The sequence below is a fragment of the Burkholderia sp. BCC0397 genome (assembly GCF_902832865.1).
GTDB lineage: Bacteria > Pseudomonadota > Gammaproteobacteria > Burkholderiales > Burkholderiaceae > Burkholderia.
This window is the reverse complement of record NZ_CADFDL010000001.1, coordinates 815,021-835,273: the sequence shown is the minus strand read 5'-3', so window position 1 is coordinate 835,273 and position 20,253 is coordinate 815,021. Positions and strand designations below refer to the sequence as shown.

Genomic DNA, 20,253 nt, shown 5'->3' with positions numbered 1-20,253 from the left:
CAGTGAGGTGCGCGATGGAACATCTGGTCCGTATCGTCAACGACACCGATCGCCAAGTACTGGCGTGGCTTCGTGCCCAGGTCGGCGATGCCCGCGTCGAGCGCGCGGCGCGTCAGCTTGGGCATACGCGCAAGCCCTTTCCGTCGGCCGTGTGCCGGTATCTGGGCATGAGCGTACCGGCCACGCTGCGGCCGGCCGCCGCCCGGCCGCGCGCGGCCCGCGATTTCTCGGTCGGCGATCGTTACCTGTCGCTGATTCGCCAGCACCTCGCCACGCACACGGTCGGCCGATGAAATGGCGGCGGCTTGCCGCTTCGGTACCGCGTCCGGCCGGCGCACTCGCGTATTCGGAAGTCCGGCCGGCCGCCGCCGTCGCGCTTACGCGGCCGCCGTGGCTTCCCGTACGAGGCGGCCGGGTGTGTCGAACGCCGCTTCGTGCGCCGCATCGAATACGCGCGTGCAGGCGAGCCGGATATAGCCGTCGAAACGATCCGAATTCGAGAAGATCGAGCCGGGCGCGATCTTGACTCCATGCGCCAGCGCGGCATCGAACAGCGCATCGGAGCGCACGCCTTCCGGCAACGCGATCCCCAGCAGCATCCCGCCCGGCGGCTGGTTCATCCGCGTGCCGGCCGGGAAATGCCGCGCAATCGCGTCGATCGTCACGTCGCGCTGCACGCGCCAACCGTTCGCGGAACCGGTGCAGGTGCCGATCGTACGTGCCCAGCGAGCGTGCCCCTGCCTCACCGCCCGTTACGCCGGCGCTCGATCCACTCGAACAGCGCCATCCCGGCCAGCATCGCGACGACGAACCCGAGCCCCTTGGCCGACCCGAAGCCGATCGACACGATCGCAGGCCCCGGGCAGAACCCGGCAAGCCCCCAACCGATGCCGAACACCGCACTTCCCGCGACCAGGCGCACGGTAATCGCCCGCAACGCCGGCAACTGTATCGGCAGGCCGAGCCACGACCGTGTCCGGCGCTTCGCCCACGCGAACGCGAACACCCCGACACCAATCGCGCCCGCCATCACGAACGCGAGCGACGGATCCCACCGGCCCGCCAGGTCGAGGAAACCGAGCACCTTTTGCGGATTGGCCATGCCCGACACGATGAGGCCGACGCCGAACAGCAGCCCCGCCAGAAACGCGAATCCTGCCTGCATGTCAGCCTCCCGGAACGTGCAACCGCACGAAGACGGTCGCGAAGCCGGCGACCATGAAGGTCGCCGTCGCGACCACCGAACGCAGCGCTCCGCGCGAGATCCCGCACACGCCGTGACCGCTCGTGCAGCCGCCCGCGTACCGTGTGCCGATCCCGACCAGCAGCCCGGCCGCCAGCAATTCAGGCCAGCTGGCGTCGATCTGCGGTATCAGGCTGCTCCCGACGAAGCGCATCGCAACGGGCGCGGCGATCATCCCGGCGATGAACGCCGCGCGCCAGCCGCGCTCTGCGCCGCCCGCCGTCAGCAAGCCGCCGACGATCCCGCTGATGCCGGCGATCCGGCCGTTGAACGCGACGAGCCACGCGGCCGCGAGCCCGATCAGCACGCCGCCGGCCAGCGACAGCCACGGCGTGAAATGAAACGCATCAACCTGCATCGCGCGCCTCCTTCGCGGCCGCTCCGCAAAACTGTTCGTACAGCACATCCATCACCGCGACCACGGCCGGACTGTCGAGCGAATAGCGGATGGTTTTGCCTTCGCGGCGCGTACGGACCAGCGCGTTGTCCCGCAGCACGCCGAGCTGCTGCGACAGCGTCGGTTGATGGATGTCCAGTCGCGCCTCGAGATCGCTCACGCAGCACTCGCCCTGCGACAGTTCGCACAGCAGCAGCAGCCGGTCGGGATTCGACATCACCTTGAGGAGCGCGCAGGCCGATTCGGCGGCGGCGCGCATCTGATCGGGCCCGGGCAGCCCGGCGGGAAGATCGTCGTTCATCGGAGCAGGAATACGGTTAAAGAACTAATATTATATATATTTATATAATATTGCATCCCGCCGCTTGCCGGATCGGCAACCAGACCGCCCCCGCCTTCGATCAGGCCCGCCTGCCCGCCATTCGGTCGGCGGCCGCCGCGCGGTCCGCACCGGCGCGCACCACGCCGAGCGCCAGCACCGCGACCGCCGCGATCACGCATGGCGCGGCAACGACGGCAAACGCGGTCGACAACGGCACGCCCATCGCCAGCATCGCGCCGCCCGCCATCGAACCGACCACCGAACCGCCCCGACCGATCCCGTTCGCCCAGCTCACGCCGGTCGTCCGGCACTCGGTCGGATAGAACGCGGCCGACAGCGCGTTCGCACCGACCTGCGAGCCCGATACGCAGAAGCCGGCGGCGAACACCGCGAGCGCAGCGCCCCACGGCGACGCGGCGAACACGCCGATCGCCGCGACGCAGGCGCCGGCCGCCGCATAGCTGCAGGCCAGCACGCGATGTGGATCGAAGCGGTCCATCAGCCCGCCGAGGACGATCGCGCCGAGCGTGCCGCCGACCTGGAACATCGCGGTCACGCGCGCGGCCGTCTGCAAGGTCGCGCCGGTCGTGCGCAGCAGCGTCGGCAGCCAGCTCGACAGCAGGTAGATGACGAGCAGGCTCATGAAGAACGTGAGCCACAGCAGCAGCGTGCCGCGCAGCAGGTCGGCGGCGAACAGCCGGCCGAGCGGCGACCCGGCCGGCTTGCCGGCGGGCGCGATGAACGATGCGTGCGCGAGGTGCGGATCCGGCGCGATACGGCCGAGCATCCCCGCGATCCGCGTGGACGGCGCGCCCTGGTTGACGAGATAGCGCACCGATTCCGGCAGTCGCCATGCGAGCAGCGGCAGGAGCAGCAGCGGCGCTACGCCGCCGACGACCAGCACCGCGCGCCAGCCGTGGTGCTCGATCAGCGACGCGGCCGCGAGCCCGCCGAGCGCGGAGCCGATCGTGAAACCGCAGAACATCGTCGTCACGAGCAGCGAGCGACGGCGCGCCGGACAGTATTCGGACGTCAGCGTGATCGCATTCGGCATCGCGCCGCCCAGCCCGAGCCCGGTCACGAAGCGCCATACGATCAGCTCGGTCAGGCCGCCCGCGCTCGCCGACGCGGCGCTCGCGATGCCGAAGCACGCCACGCACGCGAGCAGCAGACGCTTGCGGCCGAACCGGTCGCCGAACGGCCCGAACACGAGCGCGCCGGCCATCAGTCCGGCCAATCCCGCGCCGAACACCGGCGCGAGCTGCGCGGGCGACAAGCCCCATTCCGCGCGGATGACCGGCGCGATGAATCCGATCGACGCGGTATCGAACCCGTCGATCGCGACGATCAGAAAGCACAGGACGACGATCGCGGCCTGAAACGGCGCAATGCGATGTCGGTCGATCCATTCGCTGACGTCGATGGACAGCGTATCGGCCATGATGGTGTCTCCTCCAGTAAGACGGCGCACGTCGTATGTCGTTGAAATGCGCGCCGCCGGAATCGGGCTGAACGGGTGCGTTATGCGACCGTCTTCAGGCAATCTTCCGCACGCCAGCCGTGCAGCCAGTCGAGTGCGTCGTAGAACTGCGCGTCGGTGCGCCCGGCCCACAGCCCGTTGCGCACTTGCCGCTCGACGCCCTTCGCGTGATAGATCCGCCCCATCTCGCGCGCCGAATACAGCACGCGAGCGGTACGCGGAATCCGCACGCTTTGGTACAGCGCGAACGCGGCCTCGAAATCGCCGTCGGTCTGCGCAACGGCCGCGCCGAGCGTCACCGCATCCTCGAGCGCCTGGCACGCGCCCTGCGCGATGTATTGCGTCATCGGATGCGCGGCGTCGCCGAGCACCGTCGCGCGGCCCGCGCTCCAGCGCTCGACCGGATCGCGGTCGGCGGTCGCCCAGCGCTTCCACGACGTCGGCCGGTCGAGCATCTGTTTCGGCAGCGGATGGATACCGTCGAAGTACGACAGCACTTCTTCCTTGCTGCCCTCGCGCACGCCCCAGGTCTCCTGCTCGCGACTGTGGAACGTGACGACGAGGTTGTACTGACGCCCGCCGCGCAGCGGATAGTGAACCAGATGGCAATGCGGGCCGGCCCACACGACCGGCGCATTGATCCGAAGATCCTTCGGCATGTCGTCGACGTCCACCACCGCGCGATACACGACGTGGCCGGTCACGCGATGCGCATCGCCGATCAGCGCCTGACGGATCGTGGACTTCACGCCGTCGCAGCCGATCACCGCGTCGGCACGATAGCGTTCGCCATGCTGGTCGATCACGGTCACGCCGTTGCCGTCCTGCTCGAACCCGCCCACCTGCGTGCTCGTCCGGAATTCGATCAGCGGGTGATCCTTGACCGCCTCGTAGATCGACAGATGAATGTCCGCGCGATGAATCACCGCATACGGATTGCCGAAGCGTTCGCGATACGCGGCGCCCGTATCGATGCGTGCGACCTCGCGTGCATCGATCGCGTCCATCAGTTGCAGCCGGTCGGTCAACACCGCACGGCCGCGCGCCGCCTCGCCGACACCCAGCGCATCGAGCGCGTTGAACGCGTTCGCGGCGAGCTGGATGCCCGCGCCGATCTCGCCGATCCGCTCGGCCTGTTCGAGCAGCTTCACGCGAATGCCCTGACGTGCGAGCGCCAGCGCCGCCCCGAGCCCGCCGATACCACCGCCGATCACGAGTACGCGCCGGCCGTTGTTGATTGTCTCGCCCATGTTCGTCTCCTGCTTCTTATTACGCGATTCGTGTTACGCGACGTAATCCGGTTGCCGCTGCGGTTGCGCGGCCTCGAACGCCGGCTCGTGCCGCGCGTGCTCAAACACCGCGAGGCAGCGCGGATACGCGCTCAGGTCGCAATCCATCCGCAACGCGTTCGCGACCTGCGGCACCAGGCACACGTCGGCCAGCGTCGGCGTATCGCCGAAGCACCACGGGCCCTCGTCCGCGCGGGCCAGCAGCCGCTCGGCGCCGGCCATCCCTTCCGCGACCCAGTGCCGATACCACGCGGTCTTCTGCTGCGGCGTGACCTTCAGCTCGCTGTCGAGATAGCGCAGCACGCGCAGGTTGTTGATTGGATGGATATCGCAGGCAATCAGCGCCGCCAGTTCCAGCACGCGCGCCCGGCGCCGCGGTTCGAGCGGAATCAGCCGAGGCGTCGGCTGGATCTGGTCGAGGTAATCGAGGATCGCGAGCGACTGGCCGAGACGAAAATCGCCGTCGGTCAGCGCCGGCACCGTGGCCGACGGGTTCACCCGCGCGACGTAATCGGCGTCGCGATGCTCGCCGGTGCGGATGTTCACCGGCAGTGTGTCGTACGACAGCCCTTTCAGCGCGAGCGCGATGCGCACCCGGTAGGACGTCGAACTGTTGAAGAAGCTATGCAGTTGCACGATGTGACCTTTCGAGGAAATCGACAAACGCGCGTCAGACCACGCGCACGGTCAGTTCGCCGAGACGCTCGACGCCGACCCTCATCACGTCGCCCGCGACCACCGCGCCGACCCCTTCGGGCGTGCCCGTGAAGATCACGTCGCCCGGTTCGAGGCGGAAGAACTTCGACAGGTCGGCCACCGTCTCCGCGACCGACCAGATCAGGTGCGACACGTCGCTCTTCTGCTTCGTCGCGCCGTTGACGGTCAGCCACAGGCCGCCCTGCTCGACATGACCGACGTCGCTCGCCGGATGCACGGGCCCGATCGGCGCCGAACGATCGAACGCCTTGCCGATCTCCCACGGCCGGCCCATCTCGCGCATCTTCATCTGCAGGTCGCGGCGCGTCATGTCGAGGCCGACCGCATAGCCCCACACGTGCTCGAGTGCGCGCTCGAGCGGAATGTCCGAGCCGCCCTTGCCGATCACCGCGACGAGTTCGGCTTCGTAGTGATAGTTCTGCGTCTGCGATGGATACGCGAGCTCGAGCGTGTCGCCGTACGCCACCGGCACGATCGAATCGGCCGGCTTGCAGAAGAAGAACGGCGGCTCGCGATCGGGATCGAAGCCCATTTCGCGTGCATGGGCCGCGTAGTTGCGGCCGACGCAATAGACGCGGCGGACCGCAAACCGGGCGTCGCTGCCGACGACGGGCAGCGCCACCGGCGCTTCGGGCGGGAATACGAAAGTCATGAACGGCTCCAGCGTAGGCATGAATGGAAGGGACGCGCGCCGCGACCTCGGCGACGCACGGAAAACGGATCGTCGAAAGCGGCCAGCGTCAGTCGCGCGCTTCGCGCAGCAGGTTCAGCGCGGACAGCACGGGCCGGTCGGAATAGCTGAACAGCACGCTGTCGGACGAAGCCGACAGCCGCACCGGCGCCCACGACGGCGCGACGAAGATGTCGTGCGGCTCGAACGCGAACGCGTTGCCGCCTATCAATGCGGTGCCGCTGCCTTCGACGACGCAGTAGATGGTTGCGTCGGTGCTGCGGTACGGGCGGCCGTCGAAGCCGGCGGGCAGGAATTGCATGAAGGTGGCGATGGTCGGCATCGGCCAGCCGCCCGTCGCGGGGTTCACGTAGCGCAGCTTCACGCCGTCCCACGCATCGAGCTCGCCGTTCCGGTACAGCGCGTCGAGCGCCTCGCGGCTGCGCGCATACGGATAGCTGAACACCGGCGACGTCGGATCGCTGACCCGATGCCGCACCGGCACCATGTTGTGACCGAAGCGCGCGAAGCTGTCGCCTTCCAGGCGGTTCACCGGCTGCACGGCTTCCGGATAGTTCTCCGCGAAACCGGCGTCGAGGGTCGCGAGCAGCGGAATGTCGAGCCCGTCGAGCCACACGACCGGCTCGCCGCCGTCTTCCACCGACGGATTGCCGTGGTCGTGCCACGCCCACGACGGCGTGATGATGAAGTCGCCCGGATGCATCGTCGTGCGCTCGCCGTTCACGGCCGTCCACGCGCCGCGCCCTTCGACGATGAAGCGCAGCGCCGACTGCGTATGACGGTGGCTCGGCGCGATCTCGCCCGGCAGGATCAGCTGCAGCCCCGCATACAGGCTCGGCGTCATGCTCGACTTGCCCGGCAGCCCCGGGTTCTCCAGCACCAGCACGCGGCGCACCGCTTCTTCGGCGCTGATCACGCTGCCGGCCTGCATCACGAGGTCGCGCAGCTGCGCGTACTTCCAGATCGCGGCCTGCGCGGCCGGCTGCGGCGAGGTCGGCACGAGGTTGTGCAGCGATTCCCACAGCGGCGCGAGGCGCTGCTCGGCGATCCGTGCATAGTAGGCGGCGCGCGTCGTGTCCGGCTGGGTCGTCATGATGTCTCCTTCGGGGCGGCCGATCGGCGTCGGCGCGATGTCGGGTCGGGGACCGTGCTGCAGTCCGTCAGCAGATTTATATTCGACGCAGACATACCCGGTAAAATGGTCAAATCATCTGATCCATATATTTCTGGATATACCTTCTCGCGACGAGGCACGCCATGGACTGGACCCACCGGCTGCGGCTGCGGCATCTGCAGGTACTGTTGAGCGTTGCCGGCACCGGCAATCTGAGCCAGTCGGCGGTCGCGCTCGCGACCACGCAGCCGGCGCTGTCGAAATGGCTGAAGGAGCTGGAAGAGGATGTCGGGCTGCCGCTGTTCGAGCGGCATGCGCGCGGGCTGCGGCCGACGCCTTACGGCGAAGCGCTGATCGAGCATGCGCGCCGCGTCGAAGCGCAGCTCGACATCGCGCGCGACGACATGGCCGCGTTGCGCGAAGGCGGCAGCGGCCTCGTGACGATCGGCACGTCGGGCGTCGCGGCGGCCGACACGGTGCCGTTCGCGGTGTCGCAGTTGCTGAAACGGATGCCGCGCGCGCAGGTGCGGCTCACCGAAAGCACGATGAACCAGCTGATGCCGCAGCTCGCGCGCAGCGAACTCGACATCGTCGTCGGCCGCTCGGGTTCGACGTCGGTCGATCCGCTGCTGCATGCCGAAGCGCTGTACGTCGATCCGGTCGTGTTCGTCGCGCGGCCCGACCACGCGCTGGCCGGCGCGGCGTCGCTCGGCTGGGACGACGTGCTCGCCTACCCGTGGATCGTATGGCCGGCGGGTACGCCCGTCCACAATGCGCTGGAAGCCGCACTGAAAGCCGCCGGCCGCGTGCAGCCGCCGCACTGCGTCGAATCGAATTCGTCGATCCTGAACCTCACGCTGCTGAACAACACCGACCTGCTCGGCGTCGCGTCGCACCGCCCCGCACGACGCTTCGCGCAACTGAACGCGATCCGCATCCTGCCGATGGAGCTCGAAGGCCAGGGCGCGGTGTCGATGTACTGGCATCCCGACAGCGCGAACCGCGCGGCCGTGGCCGCGACGATCGAGTGCCTGCGCGCCTGTGCGGCGCCGCAGGTCGGCGGATGGGAGAAAGTGAAGGTGGAGTAACAGGCGCGGCCCGGCACGAACCGGGCCGCTTCACCTGCGACGCCGCATGCGTCATGCGCCGTCGCAGGACCCCGTGCCGTCGAGCATCAGCGTGCCGACCCGCGCGGGCACGAGCGGTGTGCGCGGCGCCGGCGGCGTCCAGCCGAACAGCGCCTGCGCGGCCGCGCCGCACACGCGGCCCTGGCACGCGCCCATCCCGCAGCGCGACTGCAGTTTGGCGGCCGTCCAGCCCGGTTCCCGCGCGACCGCATCGAACCGCACGTCTTCGCAACGACACAGCAGCGTGTCGGCTCGCGCGAGCCGGCGGATCGGCTCCCGGATCGCGAAGCGCTCGCGGACGGCGTCCGCGAAAGCCTGCCAGTGCGCGCGCCGCGCGACGAGCGCGGCCAGTCGGGCGGTCTGCCCGGTCGCCGCGTAGCCGGCGATTTCACCTTCGATCATCGCCAGCTCGCTGCCGCCGACGCCCGTGCACTCGCCCGCCGCGAAATACCCGTCGCGGCTCGTGCGCTGGTATGCATCGACCGCCACCGCGCCGTGCTCGACCCGGCAGCCGAGATGGCGCGGCAGCACGGTATTCGGCACGAGGCCGAAGCCGCACGCGAGCCGGTCGCAGTCGACGTCGAACTCGCGATCGCCGCGACGGATCCGCACGCGTTCCAGCCGCTGGTCGCCGAATGCCTCCACGACGTACGCGTCGGGCCGATACGCGGCCGTGACGAGCTTCGCGGCCTGCGCGAGCTTCGACGGCCAGCGCCACAGCCCCGCGCCGAAGCCGGCCACGTCGCCCCATGCAGCCTGTTCGAGCACGTGCGACACGCGCGCGCCGGCCTGCCGGGCCGTCGCCGCGCTCGCCAGCAGCAGCGGCCCGCTGCCCGCGATCACCGTGCGCTGCCCGCGCACGTCGAGCCCGTACTTGATCAGCGCCTGCAAGCCGCCCGCGCCGGTCACCCCCGGCAACGTCCAGCCCGGAAACGGCAGCAGCAGCTCGCGGGCCCCGCAGCAGAGAATCAGCGTCCGGAAATCGAGCAGCAGCCCGCGTTCGTCGTCCTCGAGCAGCAGCGTGCCAGGCTGCGTTTCGGCGACGATGCGGGTCGCCGCGAGATGCGTGACGTTCGGCTGCCGCAGCACGGCGACGCGTTCAGCAGCGGCCGGCGTCGGTGCGGCCGCTGCCGGCTGCCGCCAGATCTGCCCGCCCGCACGCGGGTTGTCGTCGACGATCGCAACCGTTGCACCACTTTGTGCGGCGGCCCGCGCGGCCGACAGCCCGGCCGGGCCCGCGCCGACGATCGCGACGTCGACGCTCAGTCGTTCCTGTTTCATCGCGTGCGCTCCACCTGCATGCCGTCGCGGCACAGCGTCTGGCACGCCAGCCGGCGCCGGCCGTCGATCGTCATCCGGCATTCCTGGCAGATGCCCATCCCGCAAAACGGCGCACGCGCCGCGCCCGTGCACGACACGCGCGTCGTGTCGTCGCCGCTCGCCGCGACGGCGGCCGCGACGGTCGCGCCGTCGGCCACCGTCAGCGCGCGGCCGTCCAGATGAATGATCATGTCAGCCTCCGCCGGGCCGCCCCAAGGGCGTAGCAGGGAATTCGCAGAGCATCGCTCTGCGCCTGCGTAGCCGGCCGGCTTTGCAAAGCCGGCCGTGGGCGGCTGACCGCCCCCGCGGGGGGCGCCTTGCATGGGACCGGAGTAAGTGCTGAAGCACCCACTCCGGTCGACAGCGAACGATGTGAGCGTGGGGGTCGTTTCATGTCAGCGCTCCGGCGACAGGGGACGCGGTCAGGAAGCGTCCCGGCAAATACGGCTCGATATCGATGGCCGGCCGCTCGCCGGCCATCAGCGCGGCGACGAGCCGCGCGCTGCCCGGCGCGGTCGTCACGCCGAGCCCTTCGTGCCCGACCGCGAGCCACACGCCCGGCCGCGCCGGGTGCTCGCCAAGCAGCGGCAGGCCGTCGGGGCTCGCGGCGCGGAAACCCGTCCATGCGCGGATGCCGTTCAGGTCGGCCAGATCCGGCAGATAGCCGACCGCGCGGCGCAGCATCTGCGCGAGCACCGGCGGCTCGACCTGCGCGTCCTCGGTGTCGAACTGGCGCGACGAGCCGATCAGCAGCTGGCCGGTCGGCCGCGGCTGCACGTTGAACGCGACCGACGTGCCGTCGCTCGCATGCGCGCTCGCCGCATAACCGAGCTCGACGAGCTGGTGCGACACGTGGCCCGGATAGCGGTCGGTAATCAGCAGATGGCCCTTTTTCGGGCGCAGCGGCAGTTCGGGCAGCAGCGTGCGCGCCGCCACGCCGTTCGCGACGACCACCCGCTCCGCGCGCAGCACGTCGCCGCTCGCGAGCGTCACGCTCGGGCCATCGACCGCGACGGCCCGCTCGCGGCGCAGCGTGACGCGCGGCGCGCGCTGCAGCAGCCAGTTCGCGGCAACGGGCGCATAGAGGATCGCGTCGCCCGGAATCTTCAGCGCGCCGCCGAGGCCCGCGCGCAGCATCGGCTCCAGTTGCGCGAGCGCTGCCGCGTCGATCAGCTCGCCGGCCACGCCGTGCGCGGCGAGCGTCGCCTGCTTCGCGCGCGCGAGATCCATCTCGTGCGCATCGGCCGCGAGCCACAGCGTGCCGCAGTTTCGGTACGCACAGCCGTCGGGCATCTCGCCGCTCAACGCGCGCCACAGTTCGATCGAGTAATGGCTCAGCGCGAGCTCGGCCGCGTTGTCGTCCATCGCGACGAGGTGCCCCATGCCCGCGCCGGTCGCACCGCCGCTCGCGTCGTCGACGACGAGCACGCGCAGCCCGCGCTGCGCGAGTTCGTGCGCGCACGCCGCGCCGACGATGCCGGCGCCGATCACGACGACGTCGGTCTTCGTTTCGCTCACGCCCCGATACCCCAGCCGAACGGATCGTCTTCGTCGATCAGCAGCGTCGCTTCCGCGCTCAGGTGCGCGCTGCCGCGAATCGTCGGCACGATGCCGCCGTCGGCCAGCTCGTAGCTCGCATGGAACACGCTGCCGATCACGCTCGCCTGCCGCCACACGGCGCCCGGCGCGAGTTTGCCGTCGGCCGCGAGGCACGCAAGCTTCGCGCTCGTGCCGGTGCCGCACGGCGAACGGTCGTAGGCGAGGCCCGGGCACAACACGAAGCTGCGGCTGTCGTGTTCGGGATCGTCGGCGAACAGTTCGATGTGGTCGATCTCGCCGCCGTTCGCGCCGGTGATGCCCGCGCGTTCGAGCCCTTCGCGCACGGCCGACGCATACGCGGTGAGCGCGGCGACGTTGTCGCCGGCGACGCGCTGCCCGTGGTCGCTGGTCAGGAAGAACCAGTTGCCGCCCCACGCGACGTCGCCCTTCACGGGGCCATATCCCGGCACGTCGAGCGCGACGCCCTGCGCATGGCGATACGCGGGCACGTTGCGCACGCTGACCGACAGGTCGTCGTGCAGCGTCGCCTCGACGGTGCCGACCGGCGCCTCGATCCGGTGCACGCCGGGCGCGATGCGCCCCATGTGATGCAGCGTGCGCACGACGCCGATCGTGCCGTGCCCGCACATCCCGAGATAGCCGCTATTGTTGAAGAAGATCACGCCGGCCGCCGCGTCGGCCGCTACCGGGTCGCACAGCAGCGCGCCGACCAGCACGTCGCTGCCGCGCGGCTCGAGGATGCACGCGGTGCGGTAACGGTCGTGCTCGCGCGCGAGCACGTCGCGCCGCTCGGCCATCGTGCCGTTGCCGAGCGACGGAAAGCCGGACACGACGAGCCGAGTGGGTTCGCCGCCCGTGTGCGAATCGATGATCTGGATGCGCTTCATCATGAGCTGTCCGAAGTGGGGAAAGGAGCATAGCTTCCTCCGTCGCGCGTCCGTCCGCTTGTGGCTTTTCGATGAGGACGACGACGAAATCGGCATAGTGCGACGCGCCCTTCGCGCCCCTGCCGGCCGCTGTGCCGATTTCGTCATTTTGCTCCGCGATACGACTCAAGCGTGATGGACGTTTGCGCGGCGATACTGGTTGCCACACCGACACACCCGTCGGCCGACCGATACGAACGTAGGAGATTTCAGTGAGCCGCAAAGCCATTCAGTGGACCGGGGTGTTCCCGGCCGTCAGCACCCAGTTCAAGCCGGACTTTTCCCTCGACATCGACGCCACGCACCGCGTGGTCAAGAACCTGGTGAACGACGGCGTGTCGGGCCTCGTGGTCTGCGGCACGGTCGGCGAAAACACGTCGCTGTCGACGAGCGAGAAGCTCCAGGTGATCGAAGCCGCACGCGACGCGGCCGGCGGCAAGATTCCGGTGATCGCCGGCATCGCCGAATTCACGACCGAATTCGCGCGCAACACGGTGCGCGAAGCGCAGCGCGTCGGCGTCGACGGCGTGATGGTGATGCCCGCGCTCGTGTACTCGGCGAAGCCGCACGAAACCGCCGCGCACTTCCGCGCGGTCGCGACGAGCACCGACCTGCCGGTGATGGTCTACAACAACCCGCCGATCTACAAGAACGACGTGACGCCCGACGTGCTGATCGCGTTGCAGGATTGCGAGAACATCGTCTGCTTCAAGGATTCGTCGGGCGATACGCGGCGCTTCATCGACCTGCGCAACGCGGTCGGCGATCGCTTCGTGCTGTTCGCGGGCCTCGACGACGTCGTGGTCGAGAGCATTGCGGTCGGCGCCGAAGGCTGGGTGTCGGGCATGTCGAACGCGTTCCCGAAGGAAGGCGAGACACTGTTCCGCCTCGCGAAGCAAAAGCGCTTCGACGAAGCGCTCGCGCTGTACCGCTGGTTCATGCCGCTGCTGCACCTCGACGCCCGCCCGGACCTCGTGCAGTGCATCAAGCTGTGCGAAGAGCTGGTCGGCCGCGGCAGCGCGGTCACGCGGCCGCCGCGCCTCGCGCTGCAAGGCGACACGCTCGCGGAAGTGAAGGCCATCGTCGCGAAGGCGCTCGAAACGCGCCCCGCGCTGCCCGACGTCGGTCTCTGACCGACGCCCCTGCGGCGGCGCGCGGGCTTGCCCGGTGCGTCGCCGTCCGCGGTCCGGCATGGCCTGCGGGCCCGCTCGCCCCGGCGCCAGCGCGCGCCGCGCATGAACGGGCCGCGGCCCGCCCCGGTCGTTCGAACCGGGCGACGCCGGCCGGCACGCGTGCGCGCTGCTCCGTCGGAGCGCGCGCCACGCGCGCCTGCACCGACATTCCCCAGGAGACAAGCCCATGCCAGGCCAAGGCAACGCTCACCCGTCCGTCCCGCTTTCCCGTTCCGCGCACCCCGACGCGGGTCACGGCAAGTTCAAGAAACAGCTGTCGCTGACCGATCTCACGTTCATCGGTCTCGGCGCCATTTTCGGTTCGGGGTGGCTGTTCGCCGCGAGTCACGTGTCGACGATCGCGGGCCCGGCCGGCATCTTCTCGTGGCTGCTCGGCGGCTTCGCGGTGCTGCTGCTCGGCATCGTCTACTGCGAACTCGGCGCCGCGCTGCCGCGCGCCGGCGGCGTGGTGCGCTACCCGGTGTTCTCGCACGGCCCGCTGCTCGGCTACCTGATGGGCTTCATCACGCTGATCGCGTTCTCCAGCCTGATCGCGATCGAGGTCGTCGCCGCGCGCCAGTATGCGGCCGCGTGGTTTCCGGGCCTGACGGTCGAGGGATCGAGCGACCCGACCACACTCGGCTGGCTCGTGCAGGCCGCGCTGCTCTGCTTCTTCTTTTACCTGAACTATTCGAGCGTGAAGACGTTCGCGAAGGCGAACAACATCATCAGCGTCTTCAAGTTCATCGTGCCGCTCGCGGTGATCGGCGTGCTGTTCACGTTCTTCAAGCCCGCGAACCTGACCGTGCACGGCTTCGCGCCGTTCGGCATGCCGGGCATCGAGATGGCCGTGTCGGCCGGCGGCATCATCTTCGCGTATCTCGGGCTCACGCCGATCGTGTCGGTCGCGAGCGAGGTGCGCAATCCGCAGCGCACGATCCCGATCGCGCTGATCCTGTCGATCCTGCTGTCGACGCTGATCTACGTGCTGCTGCAACTCGCGTTCATCGGCAGCATCCCGACGGCGATGCTCGCCGCCGGCTGGCACGACGTGAGCAAGGCGTTCTCGCTGCCGTACCGCGACATCGCGCTCGCGCTCGGCGTCGGCTGGCTCGCGGTGATGGTCGTCGCCGACGCGATGATTTCGCCGAGCGGCTGCGGCAACATCTACATGAACGCGACGCCGCGCGTCGTCTACGGCTGGGCGAAGACGGGCACGTTCTTCAAGGTGTTCACGCGCGTCGACGAAGCGTCGGGCATCCCGCGCGCGGGCCTGTGGCTCACGTTCGGCCTCGCGATCTTCTGGACGCTGCCGTTCCCGTCGTGGGAAGCGCTGATCAACATCGTGTCGGCCGCGCTGGTGCTGAGCTATGCGGTCGCGCCCGTGTCGGTCGCCGCGCTGCGCCGCACCGCGCCCGACCTGCCGCGGCCGTTCCGCGCGAGCGCGTTCGGCCTCACCGGCCCCGCGTCGTTCGTGATCGCCGCGCTGATCGTCTACTGGTCCGGCTGGAGCACGGTGTCCTGGCTGCTCGGCCTGCAGATCGTGATGTTCGCGATCTATCTCGCGTGCCGCCGCTGGGTGCCGACCGCGCACCTGAGCCTCGCCGAGCAAGTGCGTTCGTCCGCGTGGCTGATCGCGTTCTATGCGGCGATGATCGTGCTGTCGTATCTCGGCGGCTTCGGCGGCACGGGCCGGCTCGCGCATCCGTACGACACGGTCGTCGTCGCAGCCGTCGCGCTCGTCATCTATTACTGGGGCGCCAACACGGGCGTCCGTTCCGACAAGCTGCAACTCGACGACGACGAGGACTGACGCGCCCGCGCCCTTTTTCCCCTTCCATCGGCCGGGCGCAGCACGCCCGGCCCTGCTTTTTCCCGAGGAAAATCATGCAACTCACAGGTCAGCTCCTGATCGGCCAGTCGGCCGTCGCCGGACAGAACGGCACCCTCCACTCGATCGCCGCCGCCACCGGCGAACCGCTCGAACCGGCGTTCGGCGGCGCGAGCCTGCACGACCTGGAAACGGCGTGCGCACTCGCCGACGACGCGTTCGACACCTATCGCGAAACGTCGCTCGAAGCACGCGCCGCGTTCCTCGACGCGATCGGCCGCCACATCATGGCGCTCGGCGACGACCTGATCGAGCGCTGCGTCGTCGAAACGGGGCTGCCGCGCGCGCGCATCGAAGGCGAACGCGGCCGCACGGTCGGCCAGCTCGCGCTGTTCGCGTCGCTCGTGCGGGACGGCGGTTTTCTCGATGTGCGCATCGATCCGGCGCGCCCCGAGCGCAAGCCGCTGCCGCGCGTCGACCTGCGCCTGCGCAACGTCGCGGTCGGGCCGGTCGCCGTATTCGGCGCGTCGAATTTCCCGCTCGCGTTCTCCGTGGCCGGCGGCGACACGGCGTCGGCGCTGGCGGCCGGCTGCCCGGTGATCGTCAAGGCGCATTCCGCGCATCCGGGCACGTCGGAACTCGTCGGCCGCGCGATCCAGCAGGCCGCGCACGAATGCGGAATGCCGGCCGGCGTGTTCTCGCTGCTGTTCGACGCATCGCGCGAGATCGGCCAGGCGCTCGTCGCCGATCCGCGCATCAAGGCGGTCGGCTTCACCGGCTCGCGTCGCGGCGGCGTCGCGCTGATGCATATCGCAGCCGCGCGAGCCGAGCCGATCCCCGTCTATGCGGAAATGAGCTCGATCAATCCCGTGCTGCTGTGTCCTGCCGCGCTCGACGCGCGTCACGACACCATCGCATCGCAGTTCGTCGCGTCGCTCACGCTCGGCGCCGGGCAGTTCTGCACGAATCCGGGCCTCGTGCTCGCAGTAGACGGCCCCGCGCTGCGCGCATTCGAAGCCGCGGCAGCCGACGCGGTGCGCGCGGCGGCCGCACAGACGATGCTGACACCCCATATCCACGCGAGCTATGCGCAAGGCGTCGCGGCGCTGCGCGATCACGATGCGGTCGAGCGGCTGGCCGAAGGCGCGGAAGGCAGCCGTCACCAGGCCCGCGCGGCGCTGTTCGCAACGTCCGCCGATGCGTTCGTCGCACGCCCCGAATTGCGCGACGAAGTGTTCGGCCCCGCGTCGCTGATCGTGCGCTGCCCGGACGCCGACACGCTGCATCGCGTGCTGAAATCGCTCGAAGGGCAGTTGACGATCGCCGCGCATCTCGCCGACGGCGACGCGGCGCTGTTCGCCGCGCTGCGCCCGACGCTCGAACGCAAGGCCGGCCGCATTCTCGTCAACGGCTTCGGCACGGGCGTCGAGGTCGGCCACGCGATGGTGCACGGCGGCCCGTTCCCGGCGACGTCCGACACGCGCACGACGTCCGTCGGCGCACGCGCGATCGAGCGCTTCCTGCGCCCCGTGTCGTACCAGGACCTGCTGGACGCGCTGCTGCCGGACGCGATCCGCAGCAGCAATCCGCTGCACGTGCCGCAACGCATCGACGGCGTGCCCGCCCCGCGCGAGGTGAACCATGTCTGAGCAAACCGCCGAAGTCGTCCTGCCGCTCGACGAAGTCCACGCGCTCGCGCTGCGCGTGCTGACGCACAACGGGATGTCCGACGCGCATGCGCGGGCCATCGCCAACGTGATCACGCAGGGCCAGCGCGACGAATGCCATTCGCACGGCGTGTACCGGCTGCTCGTCTGCGTGCGGTCGCTGAAGAAGGGCAAGGTCGATCCGCAGGCCGTGCCGACGCTGCGCCGGCTGTCGTCGTCGATCGTCGCGGTCGACGCGCATCGCGGCTTCTCGCTGCTGAGCTTCGAGACCGGGCTGCCCGTGCTGGTCGAGATGGCGAAGCAGCACGGCATCGCCGCGATGGCGATCAACCATTGCTACCACTTCTCCGCGCTGTGGCCCGAGGTCGAGGCGATCGCGGCCGAGGGGCTGGTCGGCATCGCGATGAACCCGAGCCATAGCTGGGTCGCGCCGGAAGGCGGCCGCGAGCCCGTATTCGGCACCAACCCGATCGCGTTCGCGTGGCCGCGCCCGGGCGGCGAGCCGTTCGTGTTCGATTTCGCGACGAGCGCGATCGCGCGCGGCGACATCGAGCTGCACGCGAAGCAAGGCAAGGCGATTCCGTCGCACTGGGCGATCGACGCCGACGGCCAGCCGACCACCGACCCGAAGGCCGCGCTGCAAGGCGCGATGCGCACGTTCGGCGGCCACAAGGGTTCGGCGCTCGCGGCGATGGTCGAACTGCTCGGCGGCGCGCTGATCGGCGACATGACGAGCCGGGAATCGATGGACTTCGACGAAGGCGTCGGCGCGACGCCGTGCCATGGCGAACTCGTGATCGCGTTCGATCCGAAGGTGTTTCTCGGCGACGATCTCGACGCGGGGCGCGCGCGCGGCGAGCGGATGTTCGAATCGATCGTCGCGCAGGGCGCGCGGCTGCCGTCGCAACGGCGCTTCGACGCCCGCGCGCGCAGCATCGCGAACGGCGTGCGGATTCCGAAGCCGCTGTACGACGAGATCCTGACGCTGCTCGACTGACGCGCGATCGAGCGGCACGGCGCGGCTTCATCGTCGGCGGAACGGGCGATGAAGCCGCCGCCCGGTTGCGCCGGCGATGGCCTGCGTCGAACTTCGTGCTCGGGGAACTTGGTGCACTTGGCCGCTGTCCGGTGCGCCACCCGCGCCACCCGCGCCACCCGCGCCACCCGCGCCACCCGCGCCACCCGCGCCACCCGCGCCACCCGCGCCACCCGCGCCACCCGCGCCACCCGCACCACCCGCACCACCCGCGCCACCCGCGCCACCCGCACCGCCCGCGCCGCTCGCCCGCTCCGGCCAGCGCCGCAGGCCCGGCGGCTGTGGGATAATCGTCGAGTTTGCCCAGGGCGCAGCTCAAGAGGTTGTTCGCACGGGCGCGAGAGAGGCCTTTATTCCCGAGCCTCCACCCTTTTCCCGCGATATTTCTTCAGCCATCACCATGCCCACTTACCGTTCCAAAACCTCTACCGCCGGCCGCAACATGGCAGGTGCGCGCTCGCTGTGGCGCGCCACCGGCATGAAAGACGACGATTTCTCGAAACCGATCATCGCGGTCGTCAACTCGTTCACCCAGTTCGTGCCCGGGCACGTGCACCTGAAGGATCTCGGCCAGCTCGTCGCGCGCGAGATCGAGGCTGCCGGCGGCGTCGCGAAGGAATTCAACACGATCGCGGTCGACGACGGCATCGCGATGGGCCATGACGGCATGCTGTATTCGCTGCCGAGCCGCGACATCATCGCCGACTCGGTCGAATACATGGTGAACGCGCACTGCGCGGACGCGATGGTGTGCATCTCGAACTGCGACAAGATCACGCCGGGGATGCTGATGGCCGCGATGCGCCTGAACATTCCGGTGATCTTCGTGTCGGGCGGCCCGATGGAAGCCGGCAAGACGCGCCTCGCGAACCCGGTCACCAAGGCCATCGAACTGAAGAAGCTCGACCTCGTCGACGCGATGGTGATCGCGGCCGACCAGTCGTATTCGGACGCCGACGTCGCCGAAGTCGAACGCTCGGCGTGCCCGACCTGCGGCTCGTGCTCGGGCATGTTCACCGCGAACTCGATGAACTGCCTGACCGAAGCGCTCGGCCTGTCGCTGCCCGGCAACGGCACGGTGGTCGCCACGCACGCCGATCGCGAACAGCTGTTCAAGCGCGCCGGCCGCCGCATCGTCGAACTGACGCGCCAGCACTACGAGCAGGACGACGAACGCGTGCTGCCGCGCTCGGTCGGCTTCAAGGCGTTCGAGAACGCGATGACGCTCGACATCGCGATGGGCGGTTCGACCAACACGATCCTGCACCTGCTGGCGATCGCGCGGGAAGCCGACATCGACTTCACGATGAAGGACATCGACCGCCTGTCGCGCACCGTGCCGCAGCTGTGCAAGGTCGCGCCGAACACGAACAAGTACCACATCGAGGACGTGCACCGCGCAGGCGGGATCATGGCGATCCTCGGCGAGCTCGAGTGCGCCGGCAAGCTGCACACCGACGTGCCGACCGTGCACGCGCCGACGCTGAAGGACGCGCTCGACCAGTGGGACATCGTGCGCACGCAGGACGACGCGGTCCGCACGTTCTACCTGGCCGGCCCGGCCGGCATCCCGACGCAGGTCGCGTTCAGCCAGGACACGCGCTGGCCGAGCCTCGACCTCGACCGTGCCGAAGGCTGCATCCGCTCGTACGAGCACGCGTTCTCGAAGGAAGGCGGCCTCGCCGTGCTGACGGGCAACATCGCGCTCGACGGCTGCGTGGTGAAGACGGCCGGCGTCGACGAGAGCATCCTCGTGTTCGAAGGTTCGGCCCACGTGACCGAATCGCAGGACGAAGCGGTCGAGAACATCCTGAACGACAAGGTCAAGGCCGGCGACGTGGTGATCGTGCGCTACGAAGGCCCGAAGGGCGGCCCGGGCATGCAGGAAATGCTCTACCCGACCAGCTACATCAAGTCGAAGGGCCTCGGCAAGGCGTGCGCGCTGCTGACGGACGGCCGTTTCTCGGGCGGCACGTCGGGCCTGTCGATCGGCCATTGCTCGCCGGAAGCGGCAGCGGGCGGCGCGATCGGGCTCGTGCGCGACGGCGACCGGATCCGCATCGACATTCCGAACCGCACGATCGACGTGCTGGTATCGGACGAGGAACTGGCGCGCCGCCGCGAAGAGCAGAACGCGAAAGGCTGGAAGCCCGCGCAGCCGCGTCCGCGCAAGGTGTCCGCGGCGCTGAAGGCGTACGCGAAGCTGGTCATGTCGGCCGACAAGGGCGCGGTGCGCGACCTGTCGCTGCTCGACGACTGATGCGAGACGGCGGGTCGTGCGAACGGCCTGCCCGCCCGATCAGAAAGCCGCTCTCCGGAGCGGCTTTTTTTCGTCCGTTGCCCGGAGAGCCCGCGGCGCCG

Annotated in this window: 19 protein-coding genes and 1 pseudogene; 7 read left to right on the top strand and 13 right to left on the bottom strand. The window is 69.5% G+C overall.

The features are described from left to right. The first annotated feature begins 14 nt into the window (after nt 1-14). A complete protein-coding gene (locus tag HWX03_RS03805; protein WP_175819426.1) occupies nt 15-293 on the top strand; it encodes a hypothetical protein in 279 nt (92 codons plus the stop codon). Between the two features lie 84 nt (nt 294-377). Here HWX03_RS03805 and HWX03_RS03800 read toward each other — a convergent pair. The 9 genes and pseudogenes from HWX03_RS03800 to gtdA all read right to left on the bottom strand — a co-directional run. Further along, nucleotides 378-717, bottom strand: a pseudogene (locus HWX03_RS03800) (PLP-dependent aminotransferase family protein); the annotation flags it as partial. Between the two features lie 25 nt (nt 718-742). After that, nucleotides 743-1,165: a DUF6691 family protein gene (locus HWX03_RS03795; protein WP_175870300.1), complete on the bottom strand. Its 423-nt coding sequence runs from the start codon at nt 1,163-1,165 to the stop codon at nt 743-745. 1 nt (nt 1,166) lies between these two features. Continuing rightward, nucleotides 1,167-1,601 carry a YeeE/YedE family protein gene (locus HWX03_RS03790; protein WP_175870299.1) on the bottom strand — a complete coding sequence of 145 codons (435 nt, stop codon included), beginning with the start codon at nt 1,599-1,601 and terminating at the stop codon, nt 1,167-1,169. Continuing rightward, nucleotides 1,591-1,941 carry a metalloregulator ArsR/SmtB family transcription factor gene (locus HWX03_RS03785; protein ID WP_175870298.1) on the bottom strand — a complete coding sequence of 117 codons (351 nt, stop codon included), beginning with the start codon at nt 1,939-1,941 and terminating at the stop codon, nt 1,591-1,593. The genes HWX03_RS03790 and HWX03_RS03785 overlap by 11 nt, the downstream gene beginning before the upstream one ends. 100 nt (nt 1,942-2,041) lie before the next feature. Then, on the bottom strand, nt 2,042-3,403 hold the full coding sequence (locus HWX03_RS03780; protein WP_175870297.1) for an aromatic acid/H+ symport family MFS transporter: 1,362 nt from the start codon (nt 3,401-3,403) through the stop codon (nt 2,042-2,044). Nucleotides 3,404-3,483: 80 nt separating this feature from the next. After that, nucleotides 3,484-4,692 carry a 3-hydroxybenzoate 6-monooxygenase gene (locus HWX03_RS03775; RefSeq protein ID WP_175870296.1) on the bottom strand — a complete coding sequence of 403 codons (1,209 nt, stop codon included), beginning with the start codon at nt 4,690-4,692 and terminating at the stop codon, nt 3,484-3,486. Nucleotides 4,693-4,725: 33 nt separating this feature from the next. Then, entirely contained in the window at nt 4,726-5,367 is a 642-nt protein-coding gene (maiA, locus tag HWX03_RS03770; RefSeq protein ID WP_175870295.1) for a maleylacetoacetate isomerase, read from the bottom strand. A 34-nt stretch (nt 5,368-5,401) separates the two neighbouring features. After that, complete coding sequence (locus HWX03_RS03765) at nt 5,402-6,100, bottom strand: fumarylacetoacetate hydrolase family protein (RefSeq protein ID WP_175870294.1); 699 nt, start codon at nt 6,098-6,100, stop codon at nt 5,402-5,404. A gap of 88 nt (nt 6,101-6,188) precedes the next feature. After that, nucleotides 6,189-7,232 carry a gentisate 1,2-dioxygenase gene (gtdA, locus tag HWX03_RS03760; protein ID WP_175870293.1) on the bottom strand — a complete coding sequence of 348 codons (1,044 nt, stop codon included), beginning with the start codon at nt 7,230-7,232 and terminating at the stop codon, nt 6,189-6,191. Between the two features lie 164 nt (nt 7,233-7,396). Between gtdA and HWX03_RS03755 the strand changes: the two genes are divergently transcribed. Further along, nucleotides 7,397-8,341: a LysR substrate-binding domain-containing protein gene (locus HWX03_RS03755; RefSeq protein WP_175819417.1), complete on the top strand. Its 945-nt coding sequence runs from the start codon at nt 7,397-7,399 to the stop codon at nt 8,339-8,341. Between the two features lie 51 nt (nt 8,342-8,392). Here the strand turns inward: HWX03_RS03755 and HWX03_RS03750 are convergent, their stop codons facing one another. The 4 genes from HWX03_RS03750 to HWX03_RS03735 form a co-directional block, all read right to left on the bottom strand. Continuing rightward, complete coding sequence (locus tag HWX03_RS03750; protein WP_175870292.1) at nt 8,393-9,661, bottom strand: FAD/NAD(P)-binding oxidoreductase; 1,269 nt, start codon at nt 9,659-9,661, stop codon at nt 8,393-8,395. Then, complete coding sequence (locus tag HWX03_RS03745) at nt 9,658-9,891, bottom strand: 2Fe-2S iron-sulfur cluster-binding protein (protein WP_012338331.1); 234 nt, start codon at nt 9,889-9,891, stop codon at nt 9,658-9,660. The genes HWX03_RS03750 and HWX03_RS03745 overlap by 4 nt, the downstream gene beginning before the upstream one ends. A gap of 199 nt (nt 9,892-10,090) precedes the next feature. After that, complete coding sequence (locus HWX03_RS03740) at nt 10,091-11,218, bottom strand: FAD-dependent oxidoreductase (protein WP_175870291.1); 1,128 nt, start codon at nt 11,216-11,218, stop codon at nt 10,091-10,093. Then, complete coding sequence (locus tag HWX03_RS03735; RefSeq protein ID WP_175870514.1) at nt 11,215-12,147, bottom strand: 4-hydroxyproline epimerase; 933 nt, start codon at nt 12,145-12,147, stop codon at nt 11,215-11,217. Before HWX03_RS03735 ends, HWX03_RS03740 begins: the two co-directional genes overlap by 4 nt. A gap of 251 nt (nt 12,148-12,398) precedes the next feature. Here HWX03_RS03735 and HWX03_RS03730 point away from each other — a divergent pair, with 251 nt between their 5' ends. The 5 genes from HWX03_RS03730 to ilvD all read left to right on the top strand — a co-directional run bounded on the left by HWX03_RS03730 (nt 12,399) and on the right by ilvD (nt 20,152). Then, nucleotides 12,399-13,319, top strand: a complete 921-nt coding sequence (locus HWX03_RS03730; RefSeq protein ID WP_059591384.1) for a dihydrodipicolinate synthase family protein — start codon at nt 12,399-12,401, stop codon at nt 13,317-13,319. Between the two features lie 226 nt (nt 13,320-13,545). Then, nucleotides 13,546-15,171: an APC family permease gene (locus tag HWX03_RS03725; RefSeq protein WP_175870290.1), complete on the top strand. Its 1,626-nt coding sequence runs from the start codon at nt 13,546-13,548 to the stop codon at nt 15,169-15,171. 74 nt (nt 15,172-15,245) lie between these two features. After that, a complete protein-coding gene (locus tag HWX03_RS03720; protein ID WP_175870289.1) occupies nt 15,246-16,838 on the top strand; it encodes an aldehyde dehydrogenase (NADP(+)) in 1,593 nt (530 codons plus the stop codon). Then, nucleotides 16,831-17,853 (top strand): Ldh family oxidoreductase, encoded by a 1,023-nt coding sequence (locus HWX03_RS03715; protein ID WP_175870288.1) that lies wholly within the window; start codon nt 16,831-16,833, stop codon nt 17,851-17,853. The genes HWX03_RS03720 and HWX03_RS03715 overlap by 8 nt, the downstream gene beginning before the upstream one ends. A 439-nt stretch (nt 17,854-18,292) precedes the next feature. After that, complete coding sequence (ilvD, locus tag HWX03_RS03710) at nt 18,293-20,152, top strand: dihydroxy-acid dehydratase (protein ID WP_175870287.1); 1,860 nt, start codon at nt 18,293-18,295, stop codon at nt 20,150-20,152. The last annotated feature ends 101 nt before the right edge of the window (nt 20,153-20,253 follow it).

Bases quoted from the DNA above. Each gene is read 5' to 3' on its own strand.
- HWX03_RS03735 (WP_175870514.1), bottom strand. From the start codon at position 12,147: ATGAAGCGCATCCAGATCATCGATTCGCACACGGGCGGCGAACCCACT.
- HWX03_RS03715 (WP_175870288.1), top strand. From the start codon at position 16,831: ATGTCTGAGCAAACCGCCGAAGTCGTCCTGCCGCTCGACGAAGTCCAC.
- HWX03_RS03720 (WP_175870289.1), top strand. From the start codon at position 15,246: ATGCAACTCACAGGTCAGCTCCTGATCGGCCAGTCGGCCGTCGCCGGA.
- HWX03_RS03755 (WP_175819417.1), top strand. From the start codon at position 7,397: ATGGACTGGACCCACCGGCTGCGGCTGCGGCATCTGCAGGTACTGTTG.
- HWX03_RS03785 (WP_175870298.1), bottom strand. From the start codon at position 1,941: ATGAACGACGATCTTCCCGCCGGGCTGCCCGGGCCCGATCAGATGCGC.
- HWX03_RS03765 (WP_175870294.1), bottom strand. From the start codon at position 6,100: ATGACTTTCGTATTCCCGCCCGAAGCGCCGGTGGCGCTGCCCGTCGTC.
- HWX03_RS03750 (WP_175870292.1), bottom strand. From the start codon at position 9,661: ATGAAACAGGAACGACTGAGCGTCGACGTCGCGATCGTCGGCGCGGGC.
- ilvD (WP_175870287.1), top strand. From the start codon at position 18,293: ATGCCCACTTACCGTTCCAAAACCTCTACCGCCGGCCGCAACATGGCA.
- HWX03_RS03805 (WP_175819426.1), top strand. From the start codon at position 15: ATGGAACATCTGGTCCGTATCGTCAACGACACCGATCGCCAAGTACTG.
- HWX03_RS03795 (WP_175870300.1), bottom strand. From the start codon at position 1,165: ATGCAGGCAGGATTCGCGTTTCTGGCGGGGCTGCTGTTCGGCGTCGGC.
- gtdA (WP_175870293.1), bottom strand. From the start codon at position 7,232: ATGACGACCCAGCCGGACACGACGCGCGCCGCCTACTATGCACGGATC.
- HWX03_RS03775 (WP_175870296.1), bottom strand. From the start codon at position 4,692: ATGGGCGAGACAATCAACAACGGCCGGCGCGTACTCGTGATCGGCGGT.
- HWX03_RS03725 (WP_175870290.1), top strand. From the start codon at position 13,546: ATGCCAGGCCAAGGCAACGCTCACCCGTCCGTCCCGCTTTCCCGTTCC.
- HWX03_RS03790 (WP_175870299.1), bottom strand. From the start codon at position 1,601: ATGCAGGTTGATGCGTTTCATTTCACGCCGTGGCTGTCGCTGGCCGGC.
- HWX03_RS03745 (WP_012338331.1), bottom strand. From the start codon at position 9,891: ATGATCATTCATCTGGACGGCCGCGCGCTGACGGTGGCCGACGGCGCG.
- HWX03_RS03780 (WP_175870297.1), bottom strand. From the start codon at position 3,403: ATGGCCGATACGCTGTCCATCGACGTCAGCGAATGGATCGACCGACAT.